The organism is Streptomyces xanthii (assembly GCF_014621695.1).
Taxonomy (GTDB): Bacteria; Actinomycetota; Actinomycetes; order Streptomycetales; family Streptomycetaceae; genus Streptomyces; species Streptomyces xanthii.
The window spans coordinates 1089575-1116200 of the sequence record NZ_CP061281.1; the positions used below are offsets into that span (position 1 = coordinate 1089575).

Sequence of the window (26626 nt, forward strand, 5' to 3'; positions counted from 1 at the left end):
GCGCTCTCCGAGGCTCCAGATACTGACTCACGATTCAGTAGAGCCGCTTGGCAGTCCCCTTGGAGGCATCGTGTCGGAGCTCCCCACCGAACTGGTCCCGCTCAGCCCCGAACAACTCGCCGTGGTCGATCTCGCCCGGACCTTCGCGACCGAGGAGATCCGCCCGCGCGCGCGTGCCGTGGACGAGGCGGACGTGGAGACGCCCTGGGACCTGTGGCACAAGGCGGCCAAGGTCGGCATCACCGGCTTCATGCTTCCCGAGGAGTACGGGGGCGGCGGCTTCACGGACGTCTTCACGCAGTGCCTCGTCCAGGAGGAGCTGTGCGTCGGGGACCTCGGCATCGGCAATCTGCTCTGCTCCAACGGCTTCTTCGCCGACCCGGTACTGGAGCTGGGTTCCGAGGAGCAGAAGCGGACCTGGCTGACCCCGCTGGCCGGCCCCGACACCCCCATGACGTCCCTGGCGACGACCGAGCCGGGCTCGGGCTCCGACGCCGCGTCCATCACGACGGCGGCCGCCCGCACGGAGGGCGGCTATGTGCTGAACGGCCAGAAGGCGTGGATCTCGAACGCCGGCGAGGCCGACTTCTACGTGGTGTTCGCGAAGACCGAGCCGACCCTGCGCTCGCGCGGGGTGAGCGCCTTCCTGCTGCGCAAGGACACCCCCGGACTCACCTTCGGTGAACCGATGCGCAAGATGGGCCAGCGCGCGATCGTGTGCCGCGAGGTCTTCCTGACCGACGTCTTCGTCCCGGAGGAGCAGCGGCTCGGCGCGGAGGGCGAGGGCTTCGTCGGCCTGATGCGCACGTTCGACATCTCGCGCACCGTGCTGGGCGCGGCGGCCACCGGTGTGGCCCGCGCCGCCTACGAGTACGCACGCGACTACGCGCGCACGCGCGTGCAGTTCGGCAAGCCGATCGTCGAGCACCAGGCGGTCGCGTTCCGTCTGGCCGACATGCGCACCCGCATCGAGCAGTCGCGCCTGATGACGTGGCGCGCGGCCCGCCGGATCGACGCCGGTCTGGACGCCACGGCGGAGGCCGCCATGGCGAAGCTCACCGCGTCGGAGACGGCCGCGTACTGCACCTGGGCGGCCGTGCAGACGCTGGGCGGCTGGGGGTACTCGCGTGAGTGCCCCGTCGAGCAGTGGATGCGCGACGCCAAGCTGGAGGAGATCGAGGAAGGCACCTCGGACATCATGCGTCTCGTCATCTCGAGGTCGCTGTGACCGCCGGGCCGGAGCATCTCACGGGCGGCGAGGCGGTCGTCCGCGCCCTCGCCGCGCACGGGGTCACGCACGCCTTCGGTATCCCGGGCACCCACAACCTGGAGATCTACCGGCACCTGACGGCTCACGGGATCGCCCACGTCGCCCCGCGTCACGAACAGGGCGCGGGCTACGCGGCGGACGCCTACGCGCGCGTGACGGGCACCCCTGGCGTCGCGATCACCACGACGGGGCCCGCGCTGCTCAACATCGCGGCGGCCGTCGGCCAGGCGTACTCGGACAGTGTGCCGCTGCTGGTCGTGTCGCCGGGGATGCCGCTGCGGCATCCCAGCCGCGCCACCGGTCTGCTGCACGAGATGCGCAGCCAGACCGACGCACTGCGCGGGGTCGCCGCGTTCAGCCACCGCGTGACGTCGGTGGCCGAGATCGGGGCGGCGGTGGCGCGGGCGTTCACGGTGTTCCGTACGGGCCGGCCGCGCCCCGCGCACATCGAGGTGCCGCTGGACCTGCTGGGCGCGCCGGCGCCCGCGGGGCCGGCGCTCCTGGCTCCCCCGGCGGCGCCGCCCGCCCCGGACGCGTCCGCGCTCGCGGCGGCCGCCTCGCTCCTGGCGTCGGCCGAGCGCCCGGCGCTGGTGCTCGGCGGCGGCGCGCGCGGAGCCGCCGACCTGTGCCTGGCCCTCGCGGAGCGGCTCGGCGCTCCTGTGGCGACGACGGCGAACGGCAAGGCGATCGTCGACGAACGGCATCCGCTCTCGCTCGGTGTCTCGCTGCACAGCCCCGCCGTGCAGAAGTGGCTGGCGTCCCGCGACGTGGTCCTGGCCGTCGGCACGGAGCTGGCCGAGGCCGACCTGTGGACCGAACTGCCTCCACTGCAAGGTGCGTTGCTCCGGGTCGACGTCGACCCGGAGCAGATGTACGGCGACCATCCGGCGGACGTCCCCCTGGTGGGCGACGCGGAGGTGGCCCTGAGCGGTCTGCTGGACGCGCTCGAAGGCTCCGCACGGCGCACCCCGGTCGAGGAGCAGTCGGCCGACGCGCCGGCCGCCCTGCGCACGGCCCGCGACGACGAGACACGCACGCGTGACGCGCTGTGGCGCCCCTACCTGGACGCGATCGGCACCGTCCTCGCCCCGGACGCGATCGTGACCTCCGACAGCGCCCAGTGCTGCTACTACGGGGCACTGCCGCACCTGCGCCTTGGCCCGCGGGCCCGCTATCTCCACCCGACGGGGTTCGGCACCCTCGGCTACGCCCTGCCGGCCGCGATCGGCGCCAAGACCGCCCGTCCGGAGCGCCAGGTCGTGGCCCTCAGCGGCGACGGCGGCCTCCAGTTCAGCGTCCAGGAGCTCGCCACGGCGGCCCAGTCGGGGCTGCCGCTCCCCGTCGTCGTGTTCGACAACGCGGGTTACGGCGAGATCCGCGACGAGATGAACGCCCGCGGCGACGCCGCGCTCGCCGTCGACCACGCGCGCGTGGACCTGCCCGCGCTCGCCCGCGCCTACGGAGGCCACGGCGCCACGGCCCGCTCTCCCGAAGAGCTGGCCCGCCTCCTGGAACACGCCATGACCGTGCCGGGCCCCACCCTCATCACCGTCCCCGAGGAGACCGCATGACCACGCCCACGCCCCCGCTGGTCCAGCTGACCTGGACCGACCACGTCACGGGCCGCACCGGCCACCTGGTCGTGGACCGCCTGGTCCGCGGTGTCTCCAGCGGTGGCCTGCGCATGCGCGCGGGCTGCACCCTGGAGGAGGTCGCGGGCCTCGCGCGCGGCATGACGATGAAGGAGGCCCTGCACTACAACCCGCAGGGCCGCTACATCCCGCTCGGCGGCGCCAAGGGCGGCATCGACTGCGACCCGCGGGACCCGGAGGCGTACGGCGTCCTGGTGCGCTACCTGCGGGCGATGCGCCCGTACGTCGAGTCGTTCTGGACGACCGGCGAGGACCTCGGCCTGACGCAGGACCTCGTGGACCGGGCGGCGGAGGAGGCGGGGCTCGTCTCGTCGATCCAGGCCGTGTACCCGCTGCTCGACGACGAGGCGAGCGCCCGCGCGCGGCTCGCCGACGCGTTCGCCGTCGAGGTCGACGGCATCGGCCTGGACGAGCTGGTGGGCGGCTGCGGCGTCGCCGAGTCCGTGCTGGTGGCCCTCGACCGGGCCGAGGTGCCGTACGCGGGCACCCGGGTCTCGTTGCAGGGCTTCGGCACGATGGGCGGCGCCACGGCCCGTTTCCTGGCCCGGGCGGGGCTGCTGGTCGTCGCCGTCGCGGACCTCAAGGGCACGATCGTCAACGAGGCGGGGCTCGACGTCGAGGCGCTGCTCGCCGCGCGGGACGCGTACGGCACCGTGGACCGGGCGGCGCTGCGCCACGAGGACCGTGAACTGCCGGGCGACGCCTGGCTGTCGGCCGACGCCGACGTGCTGGTGCCGGCCGCCGTGTCGTACGCGGTCGACGCCGGGAACCAGGAGCGGGTGACCGCGCGTTGGATCGTCGAGGCGGCCAACATGCCGGTGCTCGCCGACGCCGAGGAGCTGCTGGCGCGGCGCGGCATCACCGTGCTGCCGGACGTGGTGGTCAACTCGGGGACGAACGCCTGGTGGTGGTGGACGCTGTTCGGTGACATCGGCGCGGACGCCGACGAGGCCTTCGCGCACATCCGGCGCTCCATGCGGGCGCTGATCGACCAGATGCTGTCCCGCGCGGAGGCCGACGGCACGACGCCGCGCGCCGCCGCGCACGCCATCGTCGCCGACCGGCTGCCCGTCATCGCGGAGCGGTTCGGGTGGTACAGGTGACCGGCCCGGCGCCGGTGAACCTGGACGCGCTGTACGACCCGGCCTCGGTCGCGGTCGTCGGCGCGTCCGACAACCCGGAGAAGTGGGGCTACTGGCTCGCCTCCGGGGCGCTGAGCGGCCGTGACCGGCGCGCCGTCCATCTGGTCAACCGCAGGGGCGGCCAGTTGGAGGGCGCCCGGTTCCTGCCCGATCTGGCGGCGCTGCCGGCGCCGCCCGAGCACGTGGTCGTGGCGGTGCCGCCGCCGCACGTGCGCTCGGTCGTCGCCGAGGGGCTCGCGGCCGGGGCACGGTGCTTCACCGTCATCACGTCGGGCGGTGCGGGCGCCGCCGAGGAGCGGGCCCTCGCCGAGCTGATCACGTCGAACGGCGCCCGGTTGCTCGGCCCCAACTGCATGGGCGTCGTCGACACGACCAGCCGGCTGCGGCTGAGCTGGGGCGACTTCCCTTCGGGCGGGCTCGGTCTGGTGTCGCAGAGCGGGAACCTGGCCCTGGAGATCGGCCGGCATCTCGCCCGCGCGGGCCAGGGGTTCTCCCGCTTCGTGTCGCTGGGCAACCAGCGGGACATCGACGCCACAGACGCCCTGGAGTCCCTGATCGAGCACGCGCCCACGCGCGCGATCGCCGCGTACGTGGAGGACTTCCGGGACGGCCGGCGGCTCTCGCGCGTGCTCGCCGCCGCGCACGAGGCCGGAAAGCCCGTGCTGCTCCTCACCGTGGGGCGCAGTGCGGCGTCCGGGCGTGCGGCGGCCTCGCACACCGGCGCCCTCGTCAGCCCGTACGCGACCGTCGCCTCCGTCTGCCGGCAAGCCGGTGCCCTGCTGCTTTCCTCGGCGGGCGAACTCGTCGATACGGCCGTATATCTGATGGCTCGTGACCTGCGCGCGGGCTGGGCGGCTGCGCGCCCGGTTCCGCCGCGCCGGGTGGCGGTCGTCGGCGACAGCGGCGGCCAAGGAGCCCTGGCCGCCGACGCGTTCGCCGCGGGAGGGCTGGAGGTGCCGACCCTGTCCGAGGAGACGGTCGCGGCCCTGGACGACGCGCTGCCGCCCGGCGCGGGCCGCGACAATCCGGTCGATCTGGCCGGTGCGGGCGAAGCCGATCTGGGCAACTACGCGCGCGTGGCGGACGCCCTGCTGCGCGGGGGCGACGCCGACGCGGTCGTCCTGACCGGCTACTTCGGTGACTACGCGTCGGCCAACCCGGCGCAGGCCGCGCGCGAGTGCGAGGTCGCCCACGCCCTGGCCGACGCGGCGGCCTCGGCGGGCCGCGACCTGGTCGTCCACACGATGGCCCGGGACACGGCGGCCCTCGCCGTGCTGCGCGAGCGCGGCGTTCCCGTCTACGAGCGCGTCGAGCAGGCCGTGACAGCCCTGTCCGGCGCGGCCCTGCTGGCCTCGTGCAACCCCGTCGCGCCCCAGGACACACCGGCGACCTGGTCCGCGTACCCCCTCGACGACGGCGGCTACGAGCACGTACGGGAGTTGCTCGCCTCCTACGGGGTGTCGTTCCCGGTCGCCTCCTTCGTGGAGGACGCCGACGCGGCCGTGCGCGCGGCGGAGGGCACGGGCTATCCGCTGGTCCTCAAGGCGATGGGGCTCGCGCACAAGACGGAGGCGGGCGGGGTGGCCCTGGGCCTCGCCGACGAGGCCGCGCTGCGGGCCGCGTTCGCACGGATGCGGGAGGCGACGGGCGCGGCGCGGTACGTGGTGGAGGCGATGGCCGCGCCGCCGTACGCGCACGAGCTGATCGTCGGGGTGCGGAGGGACGCGGCGTTCGGCCCGGTCGTCGTGGTCGGCGCCGGCGGTGTCACCGCCGAACTCGACGCCGACACGGCCTCGGCCCTCGCCCCGCTCACGCCCGCACGCGCGCGTGAGCTGCTGCTCGGGCTGCGGCGCGCGCCGCTGCTGACCGGGTGGCGGGGTGCGCCCGGCGTCCATCTGGAGGCGGCAGCGGCGGCGGTGTGCGCCGTGGCACAGGCGGCGGCCGACCACCCGGAGCTGGCCGAACTGGAGGTCAACCCGCTCCTGGTGCACCCGGGCGGCGCGCTGGCCCTGGACGCGCACGCCGTCCTGGACGTGGGGGGCATTCCGATGCGGTGAGACGGACCGCAGCGCATGAAGGGTCCCGGCCCGGCCATGGCCGGGCGGGACCCTTCCCATGTGTCCCGGCCCGGCCGGCGACCCGCCGCAGACGCCGAGCGTCCTCCCCGGGTGGCCCGCCGTGCGGCTGGTCACGCCCGCGCGGCGGAGCCGCACACCGACACAGCCCCGCGCCCCTTACTGGGTGCGCTCCCTCGCCCGGCCGCGTCGGCGGCGGATGGCGCACCGCAGGAGGCGAACAGGCCGAGCAACAGACGCTGCTCAGCCTTCATCGGGGGAATGCCACCTGAAGGGTCCGCATTCCAGGGGCGCGGGGAACTGCGCGGCCGGCCACGACGCAAGCCCCGACCGGCAGCATCCCCACGCGGCGAGCCGCACACCGACACAGCCCGCACCCTGGCGAGACGCCCCGTGACGCACCAAGGGATCCCGCCCGGCCGAAGCCGGGCGGGATCCCTGGTGCGCGGACGACCCGTCATGTCACTCGCCGGTCAGGACGTCCTCACGGTCCGACTCCCCACGGGCCCGCTGCGCCGCCCGCGCCTTGCGGCCCGACGCGTAGAAGAGAAGGCCGATGCCGACGAACAGGAGCAGCGGGAGGACCTGGCTCAGGGTGTACTCCGCGCGCTGGCCCGCGAAGGACGCGGGCAGCGAGTCGGCCGCGTTGCCGTCCGTGCCGAACCAGCCGACGCCGAAGCCGGGCCAGATCAGCACGACCACGGTGAAGGCGACGAGGCCGGTGGCCAGCGCGGCGACGATCCAGGTGCCGAGCCGGCCGCCGGGCACGGCGTAGGGCCGGGGCTGGTTCGGGTACTTGCGGCGCAGCACGACGAGGCTGGGGAAGATGACGACGTACGAGATGAAGGTCGTGCAGATCGTCAGGCCCAGGCCGGCCGCGAAGTACTTCTCCCCGTTCCCGTCGGTGAGATTCAGGGCGACGACGAACAGGATCGAGGCGAGCACGGCGGACAGGATGTTGACCCGCACCGGCGTGCCGTGCTTCTCGGAGATGTGGCCGAGCCAGGCCGGCCCCGCGCCGTCCGCGCAGGCCACGGCCTGGGCGCGGTGGGCGCCCATGGCCCAAGTGACTCCGGAGGTCAGCAGGCCGATGATGAGACCCGCCGCGGCGACCGCGCCGAACACGGAGCCGAGACCGGTGAGGGTGACCGTGCCGTCGGCCGCGATGGAGCCTCCGTAGACGGTGAAGACGGCCTTGCAGGCGTCGATGAAGCCGCCGAGGCTGCCGATCTCCTTTCCGGGCAGGACGAACAGGATGCCGAGGATCGGGCCGCCGTAGAGGAGCACGGCGGCGAGGCCGGAGCGCAGGATCGACAGCGGGATGTCGCGGCGCGGGTTCTTCATCTCCTCGGCGGCGGAGCTGGGCAGTTCGAAGCCGACGTAGTTGAAGATGAGGACGGGGACGAGCGCGACGAACCCGGCGTACGTGGGGACGAACTCGCCCGCGGGCAGCGTGTGCACGCCGTGCTCCAGGGCGAAGATCACCACGGAGACGAGGAAGAAGCCGAGGAGCACGATGCGGGCGACGGCGCCCGCGATGGGCACCCACTTGCCGATGCGGACGGACTGCACGACGGCGAGGGCGCCGCCCCAGATGAAGATCAGGCCCGCCGCGTACTTCCAGAAGCCGGGCAGCGGGGTGAAGAACTCCTCCCAGGTGGTGAGGGCGATGATGCACAGGCTGCCGCCCACCCAGACCGGGTTGGAGATCCAGTAGAGGAGCTGGTTGACGCCGGCGACGAGCCGGCCGAAGGCCAGCCGGGTCCAGACGTAGGGGCCGCCCTGCACGGGGAACGCCGAGCCGAGTTCGGCGACGAGCAGGCCGTAGGGCAGGAAGAACACGAGGGCGAGGATCGCCATCCAGGTGATGCCCTGGGGGCCCTGGGCGGCGACGGAGCCGATCGTGTCGAGTCCGACGAGGGTGCAGATGAGGAAGAACAGCACGTCCAGGCGGCGCAGATCCTTGCGCAGCCGGGAACGCTGCTCGCCCCAGCCCTCGGAGAGGTCGGGGGCGTCCGGGGCGGGCGGGGGCGTGGGGACGGGCGGCGCTTGGGTCACTGAGGGCTCCTGGCGACGACAGGACTGCTCGGTCGGGGACGGGCGGTGCGGGCGGCCGGGGAGACCGCGGGTGCTTCTCGTGGACCGGCTATTGACTGAATGGCCAGTCAGTAGAGAGCGGGTAGGTGGACTGTGGCGCGCGCCACGAGAGGGTGTCAAGAGCCGTGCACGAAGCGGTTGGGGACGCGATCGCGCACGCGGCGCCGGACCCCGGCCCGGAGCCGGTCCCCGCAGCCGCCCTGACGCGATCCCGGATGCCGCTTCGCCGGGACGGCAACTAGGGTGACCGGGTGACCAGAGTCCGGTTGAGCGTGGCCGAGCGGCGCGAGGAGCTGCTGCGGGCCGCCATCGAGCAGATCGAGGCGCGCGGGGTCGCCGCCGTGCGCATCGCCGACGTGGCATCGGCACTCGGCGTGAGCAACGCGCTGGTGCTGTACCACTTCTCGACGAAGGAGAAGCTCGTCGCGGCGGCGTTCACGTACGCCGCCGAGGGCGATCTGGCCCATCTGCGCAAGCTGCTGGGCCGCCGCACGAGCGCGCTCAAGCGGCTGCGGGCCGCGGTGCGCTGGTACGGTCCGACGGGCCAGGCCAAGGGCTGGCGGCTGTGGATCGAGGGCTGGGCGGCGGCGCTGCGCGACGACGCGCTGCGGGAGGTCACGCGCGAGCTCGACCGGCGCTGGAAGGCGGAGCTCGCCGAGGTGATCTCACAGGGGGTCGCGGCCGGCGAGTTCGTGTGCGCCGATCCGATGGCGGCGGCGCTGCGCCTGACGGCGCTGCTCGACGGTCTGGCGGTGCAGATGACGGCGTACGACGGGACGGTGTCCCGGGCTCGGACGCAGGAGTGGGCGGACGAGGCCCTGGCCCGGGAACTGGGCCTGGACCGGGCGGAGTTGACCCGGGCGGCCCAGGCCTGAAGAGTGCCGGCCGGACACCCGGCCGGCACCGCTCACGAAACGGCGACCCGAGGCGGGCCCAGGGGGCCGTCACGGCTCACGTCAGGGGGAGCATTGAACTGGGGCTGGGCGGAGTGGGCAATCAGCGGCGCGGGCGCCGCCTTCCTGATCACGGCAGCGGTCGGGCTGCGCACCCGACCCGACGGGCCGCCCGAGGCCCGCGTCAGGCACGGCCTGTACCGCGTCCTCCTGCCGTTCATGCTCGGCTGGGCTTTCTTCCTGCTCTGGCTCCCCCGAGCCCTCGGCGCACCGTGGTTCGTCTCGGACCTCTGCCGGCTGGTCGCCATGGCACCCGTCGTGCTGCTCGCCGTCGCGGCGCGACGCCGGGCGCGCTGACCCGGCCGGCAGAGGTCCGGGACCTCACAGGCTCAGGAAGCCGACTCCAGGTGGGCCTTGATGGCGTGCGGGTCGAGGATGCCCTTGGCCTCGACGCGATCACCGGAGGACTCGCCGCGCAGACGGCGGCCGATCCAGGGCACAAGGAACTCGCGGGCCCAGTGGATGTCGTCGCGTCGCACCTCGAAGGTGCCGCGGGGCGGCAGCGGGGGCCAGGCCTGCTCGGGGTCGGCGGGCACGTCCACGCCGAGGACCTGCCCGGCGCGCAGGGCGACGCGGGTGTGCCCCTCCGGCGAGAGGTGCAGCCGGTCGTCGTCCCAGGCCCGGCGGTCCTGCACGGAGCGCAGGGACCACAGGTCGAGCACCGGGCAGCCGTACCGGTCGGCGATGGCGCGCACGTGCATGTTGTACGTGGCGATCTTGCCGCGCAGATGCTTGAGGACGGCCACGTCGCGGGTGTCGAAGCCGGTGGCGACGAGGACGGTCCCGGCGGCCTCGGAAAGCCGGGCCACGGCCTTCTCGAAGCGCTCGGCCACGTCGTCCGGGTCGGTACCGGGACGGATGATGTCGTTGCCGCCGGCGACCAGGCTCACCAGGTCGGGGGCGAGCTCCAGGGCCTTGGGGAGCTGGTGCTCGACGATCTGGTCGATGAGCTTGCCGCGCACGGCCAGGTTCGCGTACTGGAACGTGTCCTCGGGGACCCGGTCGTCGAGGAGGACGGCGAGCCGGTCGGCCCAGCCCACGAAGCTGCCGTCGGGCCCGGGGTCCCCGACGCCTTCGGTGAAGCTGTCCCCCACCGCCGCATAGGACCGAATCGTGCCGCCGCTGAGTGATCTCGATTCGTTTGCCACGACCACACATCCTTCACCCTGACCTGTGACCTACGCGACCGTAGCCAGGGGTTGACGAGTGGTGAGATACAGCACTCGGCGCCCGGGGAATATCCGGGCGCCGAGTGTGGATCATGCGCGTGGGTCAGATGGAGACGCCGTGCGCGCGCAGGTACGCGACCGGGTCGACGTCCGAGCCGTAGTTCGGGGTGGTGCGGATCTCGAAGTGCAGGTGCGGGCCGGTCACGTTGCCGGTCGCGCCGGAGAGGCCGATCTGGGTGCCGGCGGAGACGGCCTGGCCGGCCGAGACGCCGAGCTGCGACAGGTGGGCGTACTGCGAGTAGTGGCCGTCGGCGTGCTGGATGACGACCTGGTTGCCGTACGCGCCGCCGTTGCCGGCGGAGACGACGGTGCCCGCGGCGATGGCCTTGATCGGGGTGCCGGTGGGCACGACGAAGTCGGTGCCGGTGTGGTAGCCGCTGGACCACATGCTGCCGTTCTGGTGGTACGGCGTGCCCTCGGTGGCGTCGACCGGCTTCACGTAGGCGGCGGTGGAGGTGCTCGCCTGGGTGGCCGTGGTCTTCGCGGCGCCGCCGAGGGTGAGCTTCTCGCCGGGCTTGATCAGGCCGGCGTCGGAGCCGATCACGGACTTGTTGTCCGCGTAGAGCTTCTTCCAGCCGCCCTCGACGTTCTCCGCCTTGGCGATCTTGGAGAGCGTGTCGCCGGCCTTGACCGTGTAGGTCTGGGCGGTGGCGGCCTGCGCACCGGTGGCGCCGATCAGCGGCAGCGCGAGCGCGGCACCACCGACGGTGGCGACGGCGGCGGCGCGGCCGAGACGGAAGGACTTCGGGCGGCGGTGCTTACCCTGTGCGGGCATGACGAGATTCCTCTCCGTCGCCTGCGAGGTGAGCTGTCGGGTTCGGACGGGAGATGTCCGGCCGCACCCTTGCCATTCCTGACAGGGACACGACTTCACCCCGAGCCGCTGTGGGGAATTCCCGGGCGGCGTTCTTGCCTGTGGGTCCCCCGCTCCTGCCGTCACGGGTCGTAGTGAGGAATCCGGGCGGCGGCAGGACTAGGCGTTCCGACCGGAATGAGACGTGACCGTAGGGCAGCAGGAAACGAAGCGACAAGTTCCGAATTCCCTCTGACCTGCCTTTTCTTGATCGTTCACGCCTTTCCTGCGTCACCCTGCGTCTATCCCGCCCGCTTTACCGGCGCCTTACCCTAAGGAATTCCCGGGAAAGCCGTCCGGAAGATCCACCACGGACCGTCACGGATATGACGCTGCTCACGCGACGGGCGACAACGTCCGCAAATCTGCGGACAGTTAATGACGTATAGGCCAAAACGGACACATGGTTGCCCTCTGAATTCATGTCGTATCGTCGGGAGCGCGCCCGCCGGCGAGCAGCGCCGGTGACCGACCGGGAGGAGCACCCGTGACGCAGCACGCCCCGTCCACCGAGCCCGAGCTGACCGGAGTGCGCAACTTCCGCGACGTGGGCGGCCTCCCCACCGTGGACGGCCGGCGCGTGCGCCCCGGCGTGCTCTTCCGCAGCGGACACCTCGCCCACGCCACGGCCGAGGACGCGGCGTTCCTCTCCGGGCTCGGTCTGCACACGATCTTCGACTTCCGCAACGCGGCGGACCAGAAGCTGGAGGGCGCGGACGTCGCGCTGCCCGGGGTGCGCAATGTGAACCTGCCGCTGTCCGACCCGGCGGACGGCTCCGAGTTCTGGAAGATGGTCCGCGACGGCGACATGGACCAGCTCCGGTCGCTCCTCTCCGGGGGCCGCGCCGCGGACCGCATGATCAACTCGTACCGGTCGATCATCACGGACCGCACGGCCGAGCACGGCCGGGTGCTGCACGCCGTCGCCGAGGACAGCGTGCCCGCGCTGATGCACTGTGCGGCGGGCAAGGACCGGGCGGGTCTGTCGATCGCCGTGACGCTGCTCGCGGTCGGCGTCGAGCGCGAGGCCATCGAGGCGGACTACCTGGAGTCGAACGCGAAGCACCGCCGCTACAAGGTGCACCGCAGCTCCACGTCCCCGGACGCCTACTCCCCCGAGGTCATGGAGCTGCTCAGCCCGCTGTTCGACGCACGCGCCGAGTACCTGCGCGCCGCCTTCGAGACCATCGAGCAGCACTGGGGCGGCACGGAGCGCTACTTCGCGGAGGGTCTCGGGCTCACCGCGGCCGACCGGGACCGGCTGCGCGAGCGCCTGCTCGTCTGACAGCTGCGGCTACCGGTTCGCGCCCAGGGTGAAGAGCAGGTAGATGAACCCGGCGAAGGCGTGCCCCGCGAAGACATAGAGGAGGACGCGCACCAGGATGCCGCGCGGCATCTTGTCCTCGATGTTGCGGGCGGCGGGCTTGGGGGCGTCGGTGGGCTCGGTCGCGTCACTCATGTCGGGCCTCTCAGACCTCTCGGATCGGAGCCGACGCCGGGCCGAGGCACAGGGCGGCGGTCGGACTCTGCAGCAGGGTGTGGACGAAGAGCAGCTCGGCCCCGGACCGGTCCGCGGCGGCGATGCGGTGCGGGGTGAGCGAGTCGAAGTGGGCACTGTCGCCCGGCTCCAGGCGGTACGAGGTGTCGCCGAGGCGCAGCTTGAGCCGCCCCTCCAGGACGTACAGCCACTCCTCCCCCGGGTGCACCCGCACGATGTCGCCCTGGGTCCCGTACGGGACGTGGACGCGCAGCGACTGCATGGCGCGGCCGGGGGAACCGGCCTGGAAGTAGGTCCAGCCGCCGGCCTCGGTGGGCTCCATGGCGGCGGACCGGACGACGGCGTCGCGGTCGGCCGGGGTCTCACCGAGCAGCTCGGAGACCGTGGTGCCGTAGATCCGGGCGAGTCCGAGCAGCATCGGCAGCGAGGGCTGGCGCTGCCCGGTCTCCAGGCGGGACAGATGGGCCGGGGACAGACCGGCGGAGCCGGCGGCGGCCTCCAGGGTGAGGGAGGCGCGGCGGCGCAGGGCACGCAACTGGGGTGCGACGGCGGGCAGCTCCGGCGGTTCCGGAGTACCCTCCGGGGAGGCAGGGCTCATGCTGACGATTCAGCCAGAAGCCTGCCTCTCCGGCAAATTGCTTGCCTCAGAGGCAAAAAATCCCGCGGTTTCCGGTCACCGGCCGCCCGTCGCTCCCTGCCGGTCCCTGCTCCCGGTCACCCGCCTCCGGTCACCGATTGGCCACCGCCTGCTTGATCAGGGTCTTGCTGAAGTCCCACATCAGCCCGCCCCCGCTGTGCGCGTCGTCCATGACGGCGGTGAACGCCTCGACGAACCGCTCGACGTCCGCCTCGTCGACCACCAGCGGCGGGATCAGCTTGATGACCTCCAGATGGTCCCCGGAGACCTGGGTGAGGATCCGGTGCTTCTGGAGCAGCGGCACCACGACCATCTGCGCGAACAGGCCCTTGCGGGCGGCCTGCAGCATGGTCCAGCGGCTGCGCAGCTTCAGGGACTTGGGCCGGCCGAACTCGATGCCGATCATCAGGCCGCGCCCGCGCACGTCGCTGAGCAGCTCGTAGCGGTCGGTCAGCGCGGCCAGCCGGGAGGACAGCAGGTCGCCCATGGCGCGGGCGTTCGCGACGATCTGGTCGTCCTCCATGACGGACAGGACGGCGAGCCCGGCGGCCATCGCCTGCGCGTTGGAGCCGAAGCTCGCCGAGTGGACGAGGACCCGGTCCATGGACGAGTAGACCTTCTTGAAGATCCAGTCCTTGCCCAGCGTCGCGCCGACCGGCACATAGCCGCCCGACAGCGCCTTCGCGACGCACACCAGGTCTGGCTCGACCCCGTCCTCGTGCTGGTACGCGTAGAAGTCACCGGTGCGGCCGAGGCCGGTCTGCACCTCGTCGGCGATGAGCAGCGCCTTGTGCTTGTGCAGCAGTTCCTGGGCGGCGCGCAGATAGCCGGGCGGCGCCTCGTGCACGCCCTTGCCCTGGATCGGCTCGACGATGAGGGCGGCGACGTCTCCCCGCTTCAACTCCCGGGCCAGGGCGTCGAGATCGCCGAGCGGGACGGCGGTGTCGGGCAGCAGCGGGGCGAAGCCGTCGCGGAAGCCGTCCTCCCCGTTGACCGAGAGGGAGCCCGTCGTCAGGCCGTGGAAGGCGTGCGCGCAGTAAAGGACGCGCGGCTTGCCGGTCGCGTACCGGGCGAACTTCAGGGCGGTCTCGACGGCCTCGGTGCCGCTGTTGCCGAAGAACACCCGGTCCAGGTGCGGGCTGTGCGCGATCAGCTTCTCGGCCAGCAGCCCCGGCAGCGGCTGGCAGTCGAACCGGGTGAGGTCGGCGAGCGAGGCGTCGAGCACGTCGTGCAGCGCCTTGCGCACCACGGGGTGGTGGCGGCCGAGGCCCATGACGCCGAACCCGGCGAGCATGTCCAGGTAGTCGTGGCCCTCGGCGTCCCAGAAGTGCGCGCCCTCGGCCCGCTCGTAGACCTTGTCGAAGCCGATGGTGTGGAGCATCTTCGGCAGCTGGTGGTTGAGGTACCTGGCGTGCAGCTCGTACCGTTCGGCGCCGCGCTCGGCGAGCAGCGTGCCGAGGTCGAACTCCTTGCTCATGCGTCGTTCTCCTTGCCGGCCTTGAGGCCGAGACTCGTACCGATCCGGCCCGCGATCTCGACGGGGGTCAGACCGATGTCGGCCAGCACCTCGCCGCGTTTGGCGTGGGCCAGGAACTGCTCGGGGATCCCGAACCGCCGTACGGGCACGTCGACCTCGGCGTCCCCGAGCGCGAGCGCGATCGCCGCGCCGACGCCCGCGCTGCGGCTGTTGTCCTCCACGACGGCGACCAGGTCGTGCTCCGCCGCCAGCGGGGGGAGGTCGGGATCGACGGGCTTGACCCAGCGCGGGTCCACGACGGTGCAGCCGACGCCGCGCGCCCGGAGGAGGTCCGCTGTCTGGAGGCAGACCGGCGCCATGACGCCCACGGAGACGAGCAGCACGCGCGCCTCCGTGTCCCGGCTCAGGACGTCGAGGCCGCCGATCCGGTCGACGGCCGGCACCGACGGGCCCACCGACTCCTTCGGGAAGCGCAGCACGGTCGGCGCGTCGTCCACGGCGACCGCCTCGCGCAGCTGGGCGCGCAACTGGTCGGCGTCGCGCGGCGCGGCGATCCGGAGGCCGGGCACGACCTGGAGCATCGACATGTCCCACATGCCGTTGTGCGAGGGGCCGTCCACACCGGTGACACCGGCCCGGTCGAGCACGAACGTCACCCCGCACTTGTGCAGGGCCACGTCCATGAGGACCTGGTCGAAGGCGCGGTTGAGGAACGTCGCGTAGACGGCGACGACCGGGTGCAGCCCTCCCGTGGCGAGCCCGGCGGCCGAGACGGCGGCGTGCTGCTCGGCGATGCCCACGTCCCAGACCCGGTCGGGGAACTGCTCGGCGAACTTGGTCAGGCCGACGGGGTGCAGCATCGCCGCGGTGATCGCGACGACGTCCTCGCGCTCCTTGCCGATCCGGGCGATCTCGTCGCCGAACACCGAGGTCCAGGACGGGCCGTTGGAGGGGGCGAGCGGTTCGCAGGTCAGCGGGTCCATGACGCCGACGGTGTGGAAGCGGTCGGCCTCGTCGGCGAGCGCCGGCTCGTAGCCGCGGCCCTTCTCCGTGAGGCAGTGCACGAGGACGGGCCCGTGGAAGCGTTTCGCGCGGCGCAGCGCGGACTCGACGGCGCCCACGTCGTGCCCGTCGATCGGCCCCACGTACTTCAGGCCCAGGTCCTCGAACATGCCCTGCGGCGCGAACGCGTCCTTGAAGCCCTTCTTCGCGCCGTGCAGCGACTCGTACACTGTGTGCCCGACGACGGGCGTGCGCAGCAGCACGTCCTTGCCCCAGGCGAGGACCTTCTCGTACGAGTCGGTGGTCCGCAGGGTCGCGAGGTGGTTGGCGAGGCCGCCGATGGTGGGCGCGTAGGAGCGCTCGTTGTCGTTGACGACGATGATCAGCGGGCGGTCCTTGGCGGCGGCGATGTTGTTCAGCGCCTCCCAGGCCATGCCGCCGGTCAGCGCGCCGTCGCCGATGACCGCGACGACGTGCCCGTGCTCGCCCTGGACCTGCCGCGCCTTGGCCAGCCCGTCGGCCCAGCCGAGCGCGGTCGAGGCGTGCGAGTTCTCGACGATGTCGTGCTCGGACTCCTCGCGGGACGGGTAGCCGGACAGGCCGCCCTTGCCGCGCAGCTTGGAGAAGTCCTTGCGGCCCGTCAGGATCTTGTGGACGTAGCTCTGGTGTCCGGTGTCCCACACGAGTTTGTCGACGGGCGACTCGAAGACCCGGTGCAGGGCGACGGTCAGCTCCACCACGCCCAGGTTGGGTCCCAGATGGCCGCCGGTTCTCGCGACCGCGTGGATCAGGAACTCCCTGATCTCCGCGGCCAGTTCGTCGAGTTCCTCCTCGCTCAGCGCCTTCAGGTCGCGCGGTCCCCTGATGTTCTCCAGAATCGTCACGCTCGAGCCCCCTTCCCGTCCGTACTCAAGACCTCAGCTCACGGTGACGTCGGGCGGGCCCGACGCGACGCCGTCCTTCTCCATCTGTTCGGCGATCTTCATCGCCTCGTCGATGAGCGTCTCGACGATCTTCGACTCGGGGACCGTCCGGACGACCTCGCCCTTGACGAAGATCTGTCCCTTGCCGTTGCCGGACGCGACGCCCAGGTCCGCCTCGCGGGCCTCGCCCGGCCCGTTCACGACGCAGCCCATGACGGCCACCCGCAGGGGGACCTCCATGCCGTCGAGCCCGGCGGTCACCTCGTCGGCGAGCTTGTACACGTCGACCTGGGCGCGGCCGCAGGAGGGGCAGGAGACGATCTCCAGGCGGCGCGGGCGCAGCCCGAGCGACTCCAGGATCTGGCTGCCGACCTTGATCTCCTCGACCGGCGGCGCGCTCAGCGAGACCCGGATCGTGTCGCCGATGCCCTCGCTCAGCAGCGCTCCGAACGCGACGGCCGACTTGATGGTGCCCTGGAACGCCGGTCCTGCCTCGGTCACGCCGAGGTGGAGCGGGTAGTCGCAGGAGGCCGCCAGCTGCCGGTAGGCGTTGACCATGACGACCGGGTCGTTGTGCTTCACCGAGATCTTCAGGTCGCGGAAGCCGTGCTCCTCGAACAGGGACGCCTCCCACAGCGCCGACTCGACGAGCGCCTCGGGCGTCGCCCTGCCGTACTTCTGGAGCAGGCGGCGGTCCAGAGAGCCCGCGTTCACGCCGATCCGGATCGGCGTGCCGGCCTCCGAGGCGGCGCGTGCGATCTGCTTGACCTGGTCGTCGAACTTCTTGATGTTGCCGGGGTTGACGCGAACCGCCGCACATCCGGCGTCGATCGCGGCGAACACGTACTTCGGCTGGAAGTGGATGTCCGCGATCACGGGGATCTGCGACTTGCGCGCGATGGTCGCGAGCGCGTCCGCGTCGTCCTGAGTGGGGCACGCGACGCGCACGATCTGACAGCCGGCGGCGGTCAGTTCGGCGATCTGCTGCAGCGTGGCCCCGACGTCCGAGGTCCGGGTCGTCGTCATCGACTGCACGGACACGGGTGCGCCGCCTCCCACGGCCACCGGCCCGACCTGGATCCGGCGGCTCACGCGCCGCTCGGCGACCGGTCGGGCCGGTACCTCGGGGAGGCCCAGTGAGACGGGCTCTCCGGTGCTCACGGCGCCGTCACCCACGGTTCCCGGCGACGGTCTCGGTCATCGCGCGCAGGGACTCCTTCAGGGAGCCCATGGTCGCGAGGACCGCGGTCGGCTCGTAGCCGCAGTGCGCCATGCAGTTGGCGCATCGCGGGTCCTTGCCGCGTCCGTACGCGTCCCAGTCGGTCTTCTCGATGAGCTCGCGGTACGTGGGCACGTAGCCGTCGCTCATCAGGTAGCAGGGCTTCTGCCAGCCGAACAGGGAGTAGTTCGGGATCGCCCACGCGGTGCACGGGAAGTCGACCTTGCCCTCGAGGAAGTCGAGGAACAGGGGTGAGTGGTTGAGCCGCCAGCGGCGCCGGTTGCCGCCCGCGAAGGCCTTCTTGAACAGTTCGCGGGTCTGCGCGACGCCGAGGAAGTGCTCCTGGTCGGGAGCCTTCTCGTAGGCGTAGGCGGGCGAGATCATCATCTCGTCGACCTTGAGGTCGTCGTTGAGGAAGTTGAGCACCTCGATGATGGTCTGCGGGGTGTCCGTGTTGAAGAAGGTCGAGTTCGTGGTGACCCGGAAGCCGCGCCGCTTGGCCTCCTTGATCGCCTCGACGGCCTCGTCGAAGACACCCTCCTTGGCCACGGACTCGTCGTGGCGCTCCCGGAGCCCGTCGATGTGCACGGCGAAAGCGAAGTAGGGCGAGGGCGTGAACTTGTCGATCTTCTTGCGCAGCAGCATCGCGTTGGTGCACAGGAAGACGTACTTTTTCTTGGCCACCAACTGGCGCACGATCTCGTCGATCTGAGGGTGCATCAGGGGTTCGCCACCGGCGATGGAGACCATCGGGGCACCGGACTCCAGGACCGCGCCGACGGCCTGCGCCACCGGCATGCGCTGCTTGAGCACACCGGCCGGGTGCTGGATCTTGCCGCAGCCCTCGCACTTGAGGTTGCACGCGAAGAGGGGTTCCAGCTCGACGATGAGCGGGAACTTGTCCCGCTTGCGGATCTTCTGTTCAGCGAGATACGTCGCAACCTTGATGGACTGACGGAGCGGCATGGCCATCTGGCTCACCTCCGGGGGAGCAACAAAGAACGGTGCCATTCGAAAAAAGCGGGAAGGACGGCACGAAGGACACGGAAAGCCGATAGTCCACCGCGAAGCGTGCCGATCCGGACGAGTTCATGTTCTGGAGAGTCCACGACCACCCGGACGGCCGCAACCGGGCGGCCCTCCGCGGGCCCGGTCGCGGCCGCCGTGCGCAGCGTGGCCGCGGACTCCATGTCGACGGCGATCGCGCCGGTGGCCAGCAGGTCTCCGCGCTCGGGGCCGCGCACCACATGGTCGGAGCCGATCAGCGGCCCCGTGTGCACGGTCCGCCCGGGCACGGCCCTGACCAGCTCTTTCACCAGCAGCTCGGTACCCACACAGGCCGTGCTGCCGTACGGGTCCCGGGTCTCCTCGGCGACGACGAGGTCGCCGGGGTGCATGCCGGGGGCGAGCCCCGCGCAGAACCCGGTGGCGAGCACGGCGGCCTCGCGCAGGTCCGCGCCCGCGAGCGCCCTGCCGGTGGCGCGTTCGGCGGCCCGGGGGCCCATGCCGGTGCGCAGGACCGTGGCCGGGATCCGTGCGCCGCCGGTGCGCAGGGCGAGGTGCTCGATGCCCAGCGCGCAGGCGATGAGCAGCGGCACGGTGTCCGGCGGGGGTGCGGCCGCCGGGTGCTCGGTCATCAGCTCCCCTCGGCCGGGGCCGCGGCGCGGTCCGTGAACGGTTCTCCGTGGACGTACCGGCCGAGCGCGGTCAGCGGGAAGACCTGCCGGTACAGGTGGTAGTTGATCGAGAAGTCCCAGGGGAATCCGGTGCCGGTGAAGTACGGCTCGTCCCAGGTGCCGTCCTCCGTCTGGGTGTCGGCGAGGAACGCGACGCCGCGCTCGGCGGCCTTGGAGTCCCTCTCGCCGGCCGCGAGGAGCGCGAGGAGCGCCCAGCCGGTCTGCGAGGCGGTGGAGACGCCGTGGCCCTTCCAGTCCTCGTATCGGTACGAACGCAGGTCCTCGCCCCAGCCGCCGTCCTCGTTCTGCACCGACTCCAGCCAGGCGACCGCGCGGCGGATCGCGGGGTGCGTCTTCGGCAGGCCCGCGGCGACGAGGGCGGGCACGACGGACCCGGTGCCGTAGACGTAGTTGACGCCCCAGCGGCCGAACCAGGCGCCGTTCGCCTCCTGTTCGGCGAGGAGCCACTGGATGCCGCGGCGGGTGCGCGGGTCCCGGGTGCGGCCTTCGACGGCGAGCATCTCGACGACGTGCGCGGTGACGTCGGCGGACGGCGGGTCGATGACCTCGCCGAAGTCGCAGAACGGCAGCCGGTTGGGGAACGGGCTGGTGTTGTCGACGTCGAAGGCGCCCCACGCGCCGTTCTTCGACTGCATGCCCAGGTTCCAGCGCACGCCGCGCTCGATCGCCTTCTCCAGGCGCGGCCGGTCGGGGTGGTTCACCCGGCGCAGGGCGAGGACGACCTCGGCGGTGTCGTCGATGTCGGGGTAGTTGTCGTTGTGGAACTCGAACGCCCAGCCGCCGGGCTCCAGTCGGGGCCTTCGCACCGACCAGTCACCGGGCCGGTCGATCTGTTCGTCCAGCATCCAGCCGGCGGCCTTGACGAGCGCCGGATGGTCGGCGGGCAGTCCCGCGTCGGCGAGCGCGATGGTCGCCAGGCAGGTGTCCCATACGGGCGACTGGCAGGCCTCGATCATCCGGGCCCCGTCCTCGCGCCACACCGCGAACCGGTCCAGGGACTCCAGGCCGGCCTTGAGGACGGGGTGGTCGAGGTCGTAGCCGAGCAGGTGCAGGGCGATGACGGAGTAGACGGCCGGGGGCTGGATGCCGCCCCAGCAGCCGTCGTTCTCCTGCCGCTCGATGATCCAGCGGGCCGCCGTGTTCATCGCGGCCTTGCGCAGCGGCTTGAGGGCCACCTTCCGGTAGCCGTGCATGAGCTGGTCGAGGCGCTGGAAGGCGCCGTCCCAACTGGCCACGGGCGCCAGGGGCCTGCGGGGGTTCGGGTTGCGGGGGTCGGTGTGCAGCTCGTCGAGCGGGAAGGGCGCGGGCCGCACCGGACGCTTCGCGGACACGATGGTGAGCGGGACGATGGTCTGCCGGGCCCAGCAGCCGAAGTCGTAGATGTTGAGCGGCATCCACTTCGGGAAGTAGATGAGCTCGGGCGGGAGTTCGGGCAGGTCGTCCCACTTCCACCAGCCGAACAGGGCCAGCCAGATGCGGGTGAAGACGCGGCTGGCCGCGATGCCGCCGCGCTCGCGGACCCACGCGGACGCCCTGGCCATGTGGGGGTCTTCCGGCTCGTCGCCGGCCAGGCGCAGGGCGACGTAGGCCTCGACGGTGGCGGAGAGGTCGCCGGGGCCGCCGTAGAAAGTGGCCCAGGCGCCGTCCTCGCGCTGCTCGCCGCGGATGAAGAGGGCGGCGGCCTCCGTGACGGCCCGGTCGCGGATGCCGAGGAACTGGCGGAGCAGCAGGTCCTCGGCGTCCATCGTCACGTTGGTGTCGAGGTCGCCCTTCCACCAGCCCCGCTCGTCCTGCCGGGCGAGCAGGAACTCGGTGGCACGCTGTATGGCTCGTCCGGCGGCGGCCCGTGCCCCTGCCGCGTCGGGCGTCGCCCCCGCGGGGGCGGTGGTGGCCGCGGTCGCCTCGGGAGCGGGCGCTCCGGTGCTTCCGTCGGTCGTCGCTGTCATGGCTATCCCTTCACGCAGTGGAGCTGAATGCTGGGTAACCGTCGGCCGATGCCCCGGTGGAACACCGGCCGGCGACTGCGAGCTATATGGAGCCGATGGCGATCATCTCTTCCGTACGACGACGAAGTCGGCGAGCGCGGCGAACTGCGCGCGCACCGAGGCGGGCATCTGGACCGTGTCCAGGGCTTCGAGGGCGACGGCGTGCTGGCGCCGGGCCTCCTCGGCGGTCCACTCGCGTCCGCCGGCCTCCTCGATGAGGGCGGCGCGGGCGGCGAAGTCCTCCTCGGTGAAGGTGTCGAAGTCGACGTTCTTGGCGTCGGCGGCGAGGATCTCGCCGAGCCGCTCGGAGGCCGGGCCGCCCGCGCCGAGCGCGGCCACGACGGGCAGCGACTTCTTGCGCTGGCGCAGGTCGCTCCAGGTCTGCTTGCCGGTCGACTCGGGGTCGCCCCAGATGCCGAGCAGGTCGTCGACGGCCTGGAAGGCGAGGCCCAGGTGGTAGCCGTACTTCTCCAGGGCGTCGGCGGTGGCGTCGTCGGCGCCGCCGAGGACCGCGCCGATGGAGGAGGCGCAGGCGAGCAGGGCGCCCGTCTTGTTGCCCTCCATCTCCAGGCACTCCTCGACGGTGACGCGCTCGCGGTGCTCGTAGCTGATGTCCTGCGCCTGACCGTCGATCAGGGCGCGGGAGGCGGTGGTGAGGCGGCGCGTGGCGCGGCCCGCGTCGACGGTCTCCAGCTCGAGGAGCACCTCGTTGGCCAGCGCGAACAGGGCGTCGCCGACGAGGATCGCCTGGGCCGGGCCGTGCACCTTCCACACGGTGTCCCGGTGGCGGCGCTGCTCGTCGCCGTCCATCAGGTCGTCGTGCAGCAGCGAGAAGTTGTGGACCAGTTCCACGGCGACGGCGCCGGGGACGCCGACCTCGGGGGCGGCTCCGGCGGCCTGTGCCGACAGCACGGCGAGCGCGGGGCGCACGGCCTTGCCGCCGTCCCCGTCGGACGGGTTGCCCGCGGCGTCGATCCACCCGAAGTGGTAGGCGGCGACGGTGTCCATGGGCGGGGCGAGGCGCTCGACGGCCGCCTTGAGCACCGGCGTGGCCAGCGTTCGGCCGCGCTCCAGAAGCGCGGTCACGTCCACCGCGTCGGCAGCCGCTTCGGCCGAGGGCACAGGTGGCACAGTCTCTCCTTGTTGTACAGGTGTCGGCGCTTGCGCCGTGGGAAGTTCGATGCTCACGCCGCCTCCCGGAACAGATGGCCGCGGGGGCGGTCGAGGGCGGCGAGGGCCGCGTCGGCGGCGCTGACACCGCTGCGCACCGCGCCTTCCATGGTCGCGGGCCACCCGGTGGCGGTCCACGCGCCGGCCAGGTAGAGGCCGGGGGCCTTGGTGCGGGCCGACGGCCGCAGCGCGCCGACGCCGGGGGCCGGCGCGAAGGTGGCGGTCCGCTCCCGGGTCACGAAGAAGTCGTGGATCTTGGCGCCGCGGGCGGCGGGCAGCAGCCGCTCCAGCTCGGGCAGATAGCGCTCGCGCAGCACGGCGACGGGTTCGTCGATCTCGTCCTGGGCGGCGGACTGCGAGATCGCCAGATACTGACCCTCGGTGAGCCCGGAGGCCTCGGTACGGTCGAAGACCCACTGCACGGGCGAGCCGAGCGCCGTGAAGAAGGGCTGCTTGAGCACCTTGCGGCCGTAGACGACGTGCAGGTTGAGGATCGGCGCGGTGCCGATGCCGAGCAGCCGCTCGGGGGCGTCCAGCGCGCCGTCGGGCAGCAGGTCGTGGGCCTCGCGCTGGGGCACGGCGAGCACGACGGTGTCGGCGTCGAGGACCTCGCCCGAGGCGTCCGGGCCTTCGGGCACCTCGACCGCCCACCGCCCGTCCTGCGTGCGGGAGACGGAGCTGACACGGGTGCGCAGGGCGATGCGCACACCGGCGGCGTCCAGCGCCTTGCGGGCCAGGGTGTCGTGGAGTTCGCCGAGGGGCACGCGCGCCCAGCCGATGTCGGCGGCGCCGTTCTCCGACAGCAGACCGGTCTTGAAGACCATCGCGGCGAGGCCGAGCGAGGACTGGCCCGCCACCGCGTTCAGGGTCGCTACGCCGACGAGGTCCCAGAGCGCCTCGACGGCGCGCGGCGACTGGCCGTGCGCGGCGAGCCAGGAGCCGAAGTCCTGGGTGTCGAGCGCCGGGTCCAGCGGGTCGAGGGCCTTGAGGGCGAGCGCGGCACGGCCGACCTTGGCCCGCTCGGCCAGGGACAGGTGCGGGTACGTGGCGAGGCTCTTCGCGAGGTGCAGCGGCACGGGCAGCCCGGAGCGGCGCAGCCGGCCGAGCCGGCCCCGGTCGGCGTCGAGCACGGGGACGTCGAGCCGGTCCTGGAGCGGCGCGAGCGCGGTGGCGTCGATGCGGTCGAGGAACCAGCGGTACGCGGTGCAGCAGCGCAGGTACACGTGCTGGCCGTTGTCGATGGTGAGGTCGCCGCGCTTGAAGGAGAAGGCGAGCCCGCCGAGCCGGGGGCGCCCTTCGAGGAGCGTGACGTCCATGCCGCCGTCGGCGAGGGCGAGCGCGGCGGTGACTCCGGCGAGTCCGCCGCCGACGACGACCGCGCTGCGCCTGTGGGTCTCACTCATGCGCCCTCCCCCTCGACGGCCGCGGCGGGTGCGGTGTCCGCGCGGCGGACCGTCGCCTGCTGGGACGCCGGGTCGCGGTGGAGGGTTGCGCGCCGCTTGCGCGGGGCGCCGGGGGCCGGCCGGGTGCCGGGTCGCGGAGTGCTCATCAGGCGCGCCCCCGCAGGGCGGCGCGCGAGACGGTTCTCGCGTCGAGTCCGGACAGGCCGCGCACGGCGACGTAGGCCTTCTCGCGGCCGGGCAGCGAGACGCGGCCGCGCAGGACGCCCTCGGGGTCGCGCTCGATGCGGTCGAGCAGCCGCCGGTAGATGCCGGCCATCGCGGCGACGCAGGCGCCGGAGCGGCGGTCGAGCATGGGCAGCAGCCGGTAGCCCTCGGCGAACAGAGCGCGGGCGCGCCGCACCTCGAAGTGGACGAGGCCCGCGAAGTCCGAGCCGGGCGGCGGGGTGGGCCCGTCGAACCCGGCGGAGCAGCCGAACTTGGCGAGGTCGTCGGCGGGCAGGTAGGTGCGCCCGTCGGCGGCGTCCTCGCGCACGTCCCGGAGGATGTTGGTGAGCTGGAGCGCGAGACCGAGCGTGTCGGCGTACTCGGGCGCCCGCTCGGCTCCGCGCGCCCCCGGTTCGGTGCCGAACACGCCGAGGGAGACCCGCCCGATCGCCCCGGCGACGCAGCGGCAGTAGACCTTGAGGTCGTCCCAGGTCTCGTACGTCTGGCCGTTCAGGTCCATGACGACGCCGTCGATCAGCTCGTCGAGCCCGCCGAGCGGGATCGGGAAGCGGTGCGCGGCGTGCGCGAGCGCGACGGCCACCGGGTCGGTGTCGTCCTCGGCGACCTCGCCGTCGCGGATCCGGGCGAGCAGGGCCCGGGTCTCGTCGAGCCGCTGCGCCTTCACCTCGGGCGCCAGCGTGCCGTCGCCGATGTCGTCGACGCGGCGCGAGAACGCGTACACGGCGGACATGGCGCGGCGCTTCGCGGTCGGCAGCAGTCGGATGCCGTAGGCGAAGTTGCGGGCCTGCCGGCCCGTGACGGTCTCGCAGTAGCTGTATGCGGCGAGCACCGGTGCCGACATCTGCTGGTCAGACTCCACGGCCTTGCTCACCCCTCTCCTCGCAGAGTGGCTCCCGCCTCGCGCAGCAGACGGAGTCGATTGGGCCTGGGCGGTCCGGGCAGGACGTCGTACGAAGCGTCGGTGATCGCGTGCACCGCCGCCTTCCCCCCGGCCACGAACCCGGCCAGCAGCAGCTTCAGCCTGCCGGGGACGCTACCCACCAGGGGGGTGCCTTCATTCAGCAGCTCACGGGCGCGTTCCGCCTCGTACGCGACCAGGGCGCGCACCGATGCGCCGGCGCTCGGCGCCGCGAGATCCGCCTCCTGGACGTGGAACCGGCGCATGTCCTCGGCCGGCAGGTAGATCCGGTCGCGGCCGAGGTCCTCGGCGACGTCCTGCAGGTGCTCGACGATCTGCAGCCCGGTGCAGACGGCGTCGGACCTGCGGATGCGCTCGGGGGTCGCGGTGCCGGTGATGGCGAGCACGAGCCGGCCCACGGGGTTCGCGGACAACTCGCAGTAGGCGAGCAGCTCGTCCCAGGTCTCGTAGCGGCTGACGAGCTGGTCCTGGCGGTTGGCCCGCACGAGGCCGAGGAAGGGCTCGGGGGTGAGGGAGCGGCGCCGGACGGTGGGCTGCAGGGCGCGCAGCAGGGGGTGGTGCGGGGTCCCGTCGAAGACGCGCGCGAGGTCGGCCTCGAAGGCGTCCAGCATCACCAGCGGGTCGTGCGCCTTTTCGGGTGGCACGCCCAGGTGGCGGGCGTCGGCGCCGCCGGGGTCGAGGTCGCCGTCGCCGATGTCGTCGACGAGGCGCGCGAAGCCGTAGACGGCCATCAGGTCGTCGCGCCAGGCGCGGGGCAGGAAGAAGGGGGCCACCGGAAAGTTCTCGTCGGCGGCCTTGGCGAGCGTCGCGTCCTGCGGGGCCTGCACGGCTTCCGGGCGCACGCGGGGGGATGCGGTCACCGGGTGCGGCCCGCTTCCGCGAGGACGGCGAGAGCCTCGTGGAGCTGGACAGTTTCCGTAGCCATTGCCGTCACATCTCCCGTTCTACACTGCGGACCCAATACATCCTATTTCGGACACGCCGCCCGGCCTCCCGCACGGCGAGCTCTCCCCCTCCGGTCCGGGGTGCCGCGTATTATCGCCCCACTTGCCGCGAATCGGCACCGGTACAGCTTACGTTGTACAACGCGACGTGCCACGACGGGGCATTCCGCGCATCACAACAACACACCGATCGTGGCCAAGATTCCTCCGGGGCAGGGAAGTTGACCCGGCCTTGACCTTGATCGCCACATAGTTG

At 72.4% G+C, this 26626-nt stretch carries 23 protein-coding genes and 1 riboswitch; of the genes, 7 read left to right on the forward strand and 16 right to left on the reverse strand.

All coding sequences use genetic code 11. From position 1 onward, the window contains the following. Positions 1-70: 70 nt before the first annotated feature. From IAG42_RS05230 to IAG42_RS05245, 4 genes are read left to right on the forward strand one after another with little or no spacing between them, the layout of a single operon-like run. On the forward strand, positions 71-1228 hold the full coding sequence (locus tag IAG42_RS05230; protein WP_188335836.1) for an acyl-CoA dehydrogenase family protein: 1158 nt from the start codon (positions 71-73) through the stop codon (positions 1226-1228). Further along, a complete protein-coding gene (locus IAG42_RS05235; RefSeq protein ID WP_188335837.1) occupies positions 1225-2841 on the forward strand; it encodes a 5-guanidino-2-oxopentanoate decarboxylase in 1617 nt (538 codons plus the stop codon). Before IAG42_RS05230 ends, IAG42_RS05235 begins: the two co-directional genes overlap by 4 nt. Further along, on the forward strand, positions 2838-4025 hold the full coding sequence (locus IAG42_RS05240) for a glutamate dehydrogenase (RefSeq protein WP_188335838.1): 1188 nt from the start codon (positions 2838-2840) through the stop codon (positions 4023-4025). Before IAG42_RS05235 ends, IAG42_RS05240 begins: the two co-directional genes overlap by 4 nt. Beyond that, positions 4022-6121, forward strand: a complete 2100-nt coding sequence (locus IAG42_RS05245; RefSeq protein ID WP_188335839.1) for an acetate--CoA ligase family protein — start codon at positions 4022-4024, stop codon at positions 6119-6121. The genes IAG42_RS05240 and IAG42_RS05245 overlap by 4 nt, the downstream gene beginning before the upstream one ends. A 480-nt stretch (positions 6122-6601) precedes the next feature. On the opposite strand, the gene IAG42_RS05250 is transcribed toward IAG42_RS05245, so the two are convergent. Continuing rightward, positions 6602-8197, reverse strand: coding sequence for an APC family permease (locus IAG42_RS05250; RefSeq protein ID WP_188335840.1), 1596 nt, complete (start codon positions 8195-8197; stop codon positions 6602-6604). Positions 8198-8487: 290 nt separating this feature from the next. Between IAG42_RS05250 and IAG42_RS05255 the strand changes: the two genes are divergently transcribed. Then, the gene (locus tag IAG42_RS05255; RefSeq protein ID WP_188335841.1) at positions 8488-9111 is read left to right on the forward strand and encodes a TetR/AcrR family transcriptional regulator; all 624 of its coding nucleotides are present in this window, start codon (positions 8488-8490) and stop codon (positions 9109-9111) included. A gap of 93 nt (positions 9112-9204) precedes the next feature. Continuing rightward, on the forward strand, positions 9205-9486 hold the full coding sequence (locus IAG42_RS05260; RefSeq protein WP_188335842.1) for a hypothetical protein: 282 nt from the start codon (positions 9205-9207) through the stop codon (positions 9484-9486). A gap of 32 nt (positions 9487-9518) precedes the next feature. Here IAG42_RS05260 and IAG42_RS05265 read toward each other — a convergent pair whose 3' ends face one another. Both IAG42_RS05265 and IAG42_RS05270 read right to left on the reverse strand, forming a co-directional pair. After that, a complete protein-coding gene (locus IAG42_RS05265) occupies positions 9519-10301 on the reverse strand; it encodes an SGNH/GDSL hydrolase family protein (protein ID WP_394811275.1) in 783 nt (260 codons plus the stop codon). Between the two features lie 160 nt (positions 10302-10461). Continuing rightward, a complete protein-coding gene (locus IAG42_RS05270; RefSeq protein ID WP_188335844.1) occupies positions 10462-11193 on the reverse strand; it encodes a M23 family metallopeptidase in 732 nt (243 codons plus the stop codon). 3 nt (positions 11194-11196) lie between these two features. After that, positions 11197-11379: riboswitch (cyclic di-AMP (ydaO/yuaA leader) on the reverse strand. A gap of 379 nt (positions 11380-11758) precedes the next feature. Here IAG42_RS05270 and IAG42_RS05275 point away from each other — a divergent pair. After that, on the forward strand, positions 11759-12556 hold the full coding sequence (locus IAG42_RS05275; protein WP_188335845.1) for a tyrosine-protein phosphatase: 798 nt from the start codon (positions 11759-11761) through the stop codon (positions 12554-12556). A gap of 9 nt (positions 12557-12565) precedes the next feature. Here the strand turns inward: IAG42_RS05275 and IAG42_RS05280 are convergent, their stop codons facing one another. From IAG42_RS05280 to hpnC, 13 genes are all read right to left on the reverse strand, one after another. After that, on the reverse strand, positions 12566-12730 hold the full coding sequence (locus tag IAG42_RS05280; protein WP_188335846.1) for a DUF6126 family protein: 165 nt from the start codon (positions 12728-12730) through the stop codon (positions 12566-12568). Positions 12731-12740: 10 nt separating this feature from the next. After that, a complete protein-coding gene (locus IAG42_RS05285) occupies positions 12741-13367 on the reverse strand; it encodes a helix-turn-helix domain-containing protein (RefSeq protein ID WP_188335847.1) in 627 nt (208 codons plus the stop codon). 130 nt (positions 13368-13497) lie between these two features. Beyond that, a complete protein-coding gene (locus IAG42_RS05290) occupies positions 13498-14883 on the reverse strand; it encodes an aspartate aminotransferase family protein (protein ID WP_188335848.1) in 1386 nt (461 codons plus the stop codon). Next, positions 14880-16769, reverse strand: coding sequence for a 1-deoxy-D-xylulose-5-phosphate synthase (gene dxs / locus IAG42_RS05295; RefSeq protein ID WP_188335849.1), 1890 nt, complete (start codon positions 16767-16769; stop codon positions 14880-14882). Before dxs ends, IAG42_RS05290 begins: the two co-directional genes overlap by 4 nt. A 33-nt stretch (positions 16770-16802) precedes the next feature. After that, positions 16803-17969: a flavodoxin-dependent (E)-4-hydroxy-3-methylbut-2-enyl-diphosphate synthase gene (gene ispG / locus IAG42_RS05300; RefSeq protein ID WP_188335850.1), complete on the reverse strand. Its 1167-nt coding sequence runs from the start codon at positions 17967-17969 to the stop codon at positions 16803-16805. 7 nt (positions 17970-17976) lie between these two features. Continuing rightward, positions 17977-18999, reverse strand: coding sequence for an adenosyl-hopene transferase HpnH (gene hpnH / locus IAG42_RS05305; RefSeq protein WP_188335851.1), 1023 nt, complete (start codon positions 18997-18999; stop codon positions 17977-17979). A gap of 5 nt (positions 19000-19004) precedes the next feature. Next, positions 19005-19664 carry a phosphorylase family protein gene (locus IAG42_RS05310; RefSeq protein WP_188335852.1) on the reverse strand — a complete coding sequence of 220 codons (660 nt, stop codon included), beginning with the start codon at positions 19662-19664 and terminating at the stop codon, positions 19005-19007. Further along, positions 19664-21670: a squalene--hopene cyclase gene (shc, locus tag IAG42_RS05315; RefSeq protein WP_188335853.1), complete on the reverse strand. Its 2007-nt coding sequence runs from the start codon at positions 21668-21670 to the stop codon at positions 19664-19666. Before shc ends, IAG42_RS05310 begins: the two co-directional genes overlap by 1 nt. 102 nt (positions 21671-21772) lie before the next feature. Next, positions 21773-22840: a polyprenyl synthetase family protein gene (locus IAG42_RS05320; RefSeq protein WP_384621226.1), complete on the reverse strand. Its 1068-nt coding sequence runs from the start codon at positions 22838-22840 to the stop codon at positions 21773-21775. Between the two features lie 53 nt (positions 22841-22893). Continuing rightward, entirely contained in the window at positions 22894-24282 is a 1389-nt protein-coding gene (gene hpnE / locus IAG42_RS05325; RefSeq protein WP_188335854.1) for a hydroxysqualene dehydroxylase HpnE, read from the reverse strand. After that, on the reverse strand, positions 24279-24428 hold the full coding sequence (locus tag IAG42_RS05330; protein ID WP_188335855.1) for a hypothetical protein: 150 nt from the start codon (positions 24426-24428) through the stop codon (positions 24279-24281). Before IAG42_RS05330 ends, hpnE begins: the two co-directional genes overlap by 4 nt. Further along, complete coding sequence (gene hpnD / locus IAG42_RS05335) at positions 24428-25378, reverse strand: presqualene diphosphate synthase HpnD (RefSeq protein ID WP_384621234.1); 951 nt, start codon at positions 25376-25378, stop codon at positions 24428-24430. The genes IAG42_RS05330 and hpnD overlap by 1 nt, the downstream gene beginning before the upstream one ends. Beyond that, positions 25375-26286, reverse strand: coding sequence for a squalene synthase HpnC (hpnC, locus tag IAG42_RS05340; protein ID WP_384621237.1), 912 nt, complete (start codon positions 26284-26286; stop codon positions 25375-25377). The genes hpnD and hpnC overlap by 4 nt, the downstream gene beginning before the upstream one ends. Positions 26287-26626: the final 340 nt, after the last annotated feature.

Bases quoted from the DNA above. Each gene is read 5' to 3' on its own strand.
- hpnE (WP_188335854.1), bottom strand. From the start codon at position 24,282: ATGAGTGAGACCCACAGGCGCAGCGCGGTCGTCGTCGGCGGCGGACTC.
- IAG42_RS05330 (WP_188335855.1), bottom strand. From the start codon at position 24,428: ATGAGCACTCCGCGACCCGGCACCCGGCCGGCCCCCGGCGCCCCGCGC.
- IAG42_RS05270 (WP_188335844.1), bottom strand. From the start codon at position 11,193: ATGCCCGCACAGGGTAAGCACCGCCGCCCGAAGTCCTTCCGTCTCGGC.
- IAG42_RS05290 (WP_188335848.1), bottom strand. From the start codon at position 14,883: ATGAGCAAGGAGTTCGACCTCGGCACGCTGCTCGCCGAGCGCGGCGCC.
- IAG42_RS05240 (WP_188335838.1), top strand. From the start codon at position 2,838: ATGACCACGCCCACGCCCCCGCTGGTCCAGCTGACCTGGACCGACCAC.
- hpnH (WP_188335851.1), bottom strand. From the start codon at position 18,999: ATGGCCATGCCGCTCCGTCAGTCCATCAAGGTTGCGACGTATCTCGCT.
- shc (WP_188335853.1), bottom strand. From the start codon at position 21,670: ATGACAGCGACGACCGACGGAAGCACCGGAGCGCCCGCTCCCGAGGCG.
- IAG42_RS05310 (WP_188335852.1), bottom strand. From the start codon at position 19,664: ATGACCGAGCACCCGGCGGCCGCACCCCCGCCGGACACCGTGCCGCTG.
- IAG42_RS05280 (WP_188335846.1), bottom strand. From the start codon at position 12,730: ATGAGTGACGCGACCGAGCCCACCGACGCCCCCAAGCCCGCCGCCCGC.
- IAG42_RS05285 (WP_188335847.1), bottom strand. From the start codon at position 13,367: ATGAGCCCTGCCTCCCCGGAGGGTACTCCGGAACCGCCGGAGCTGCCC.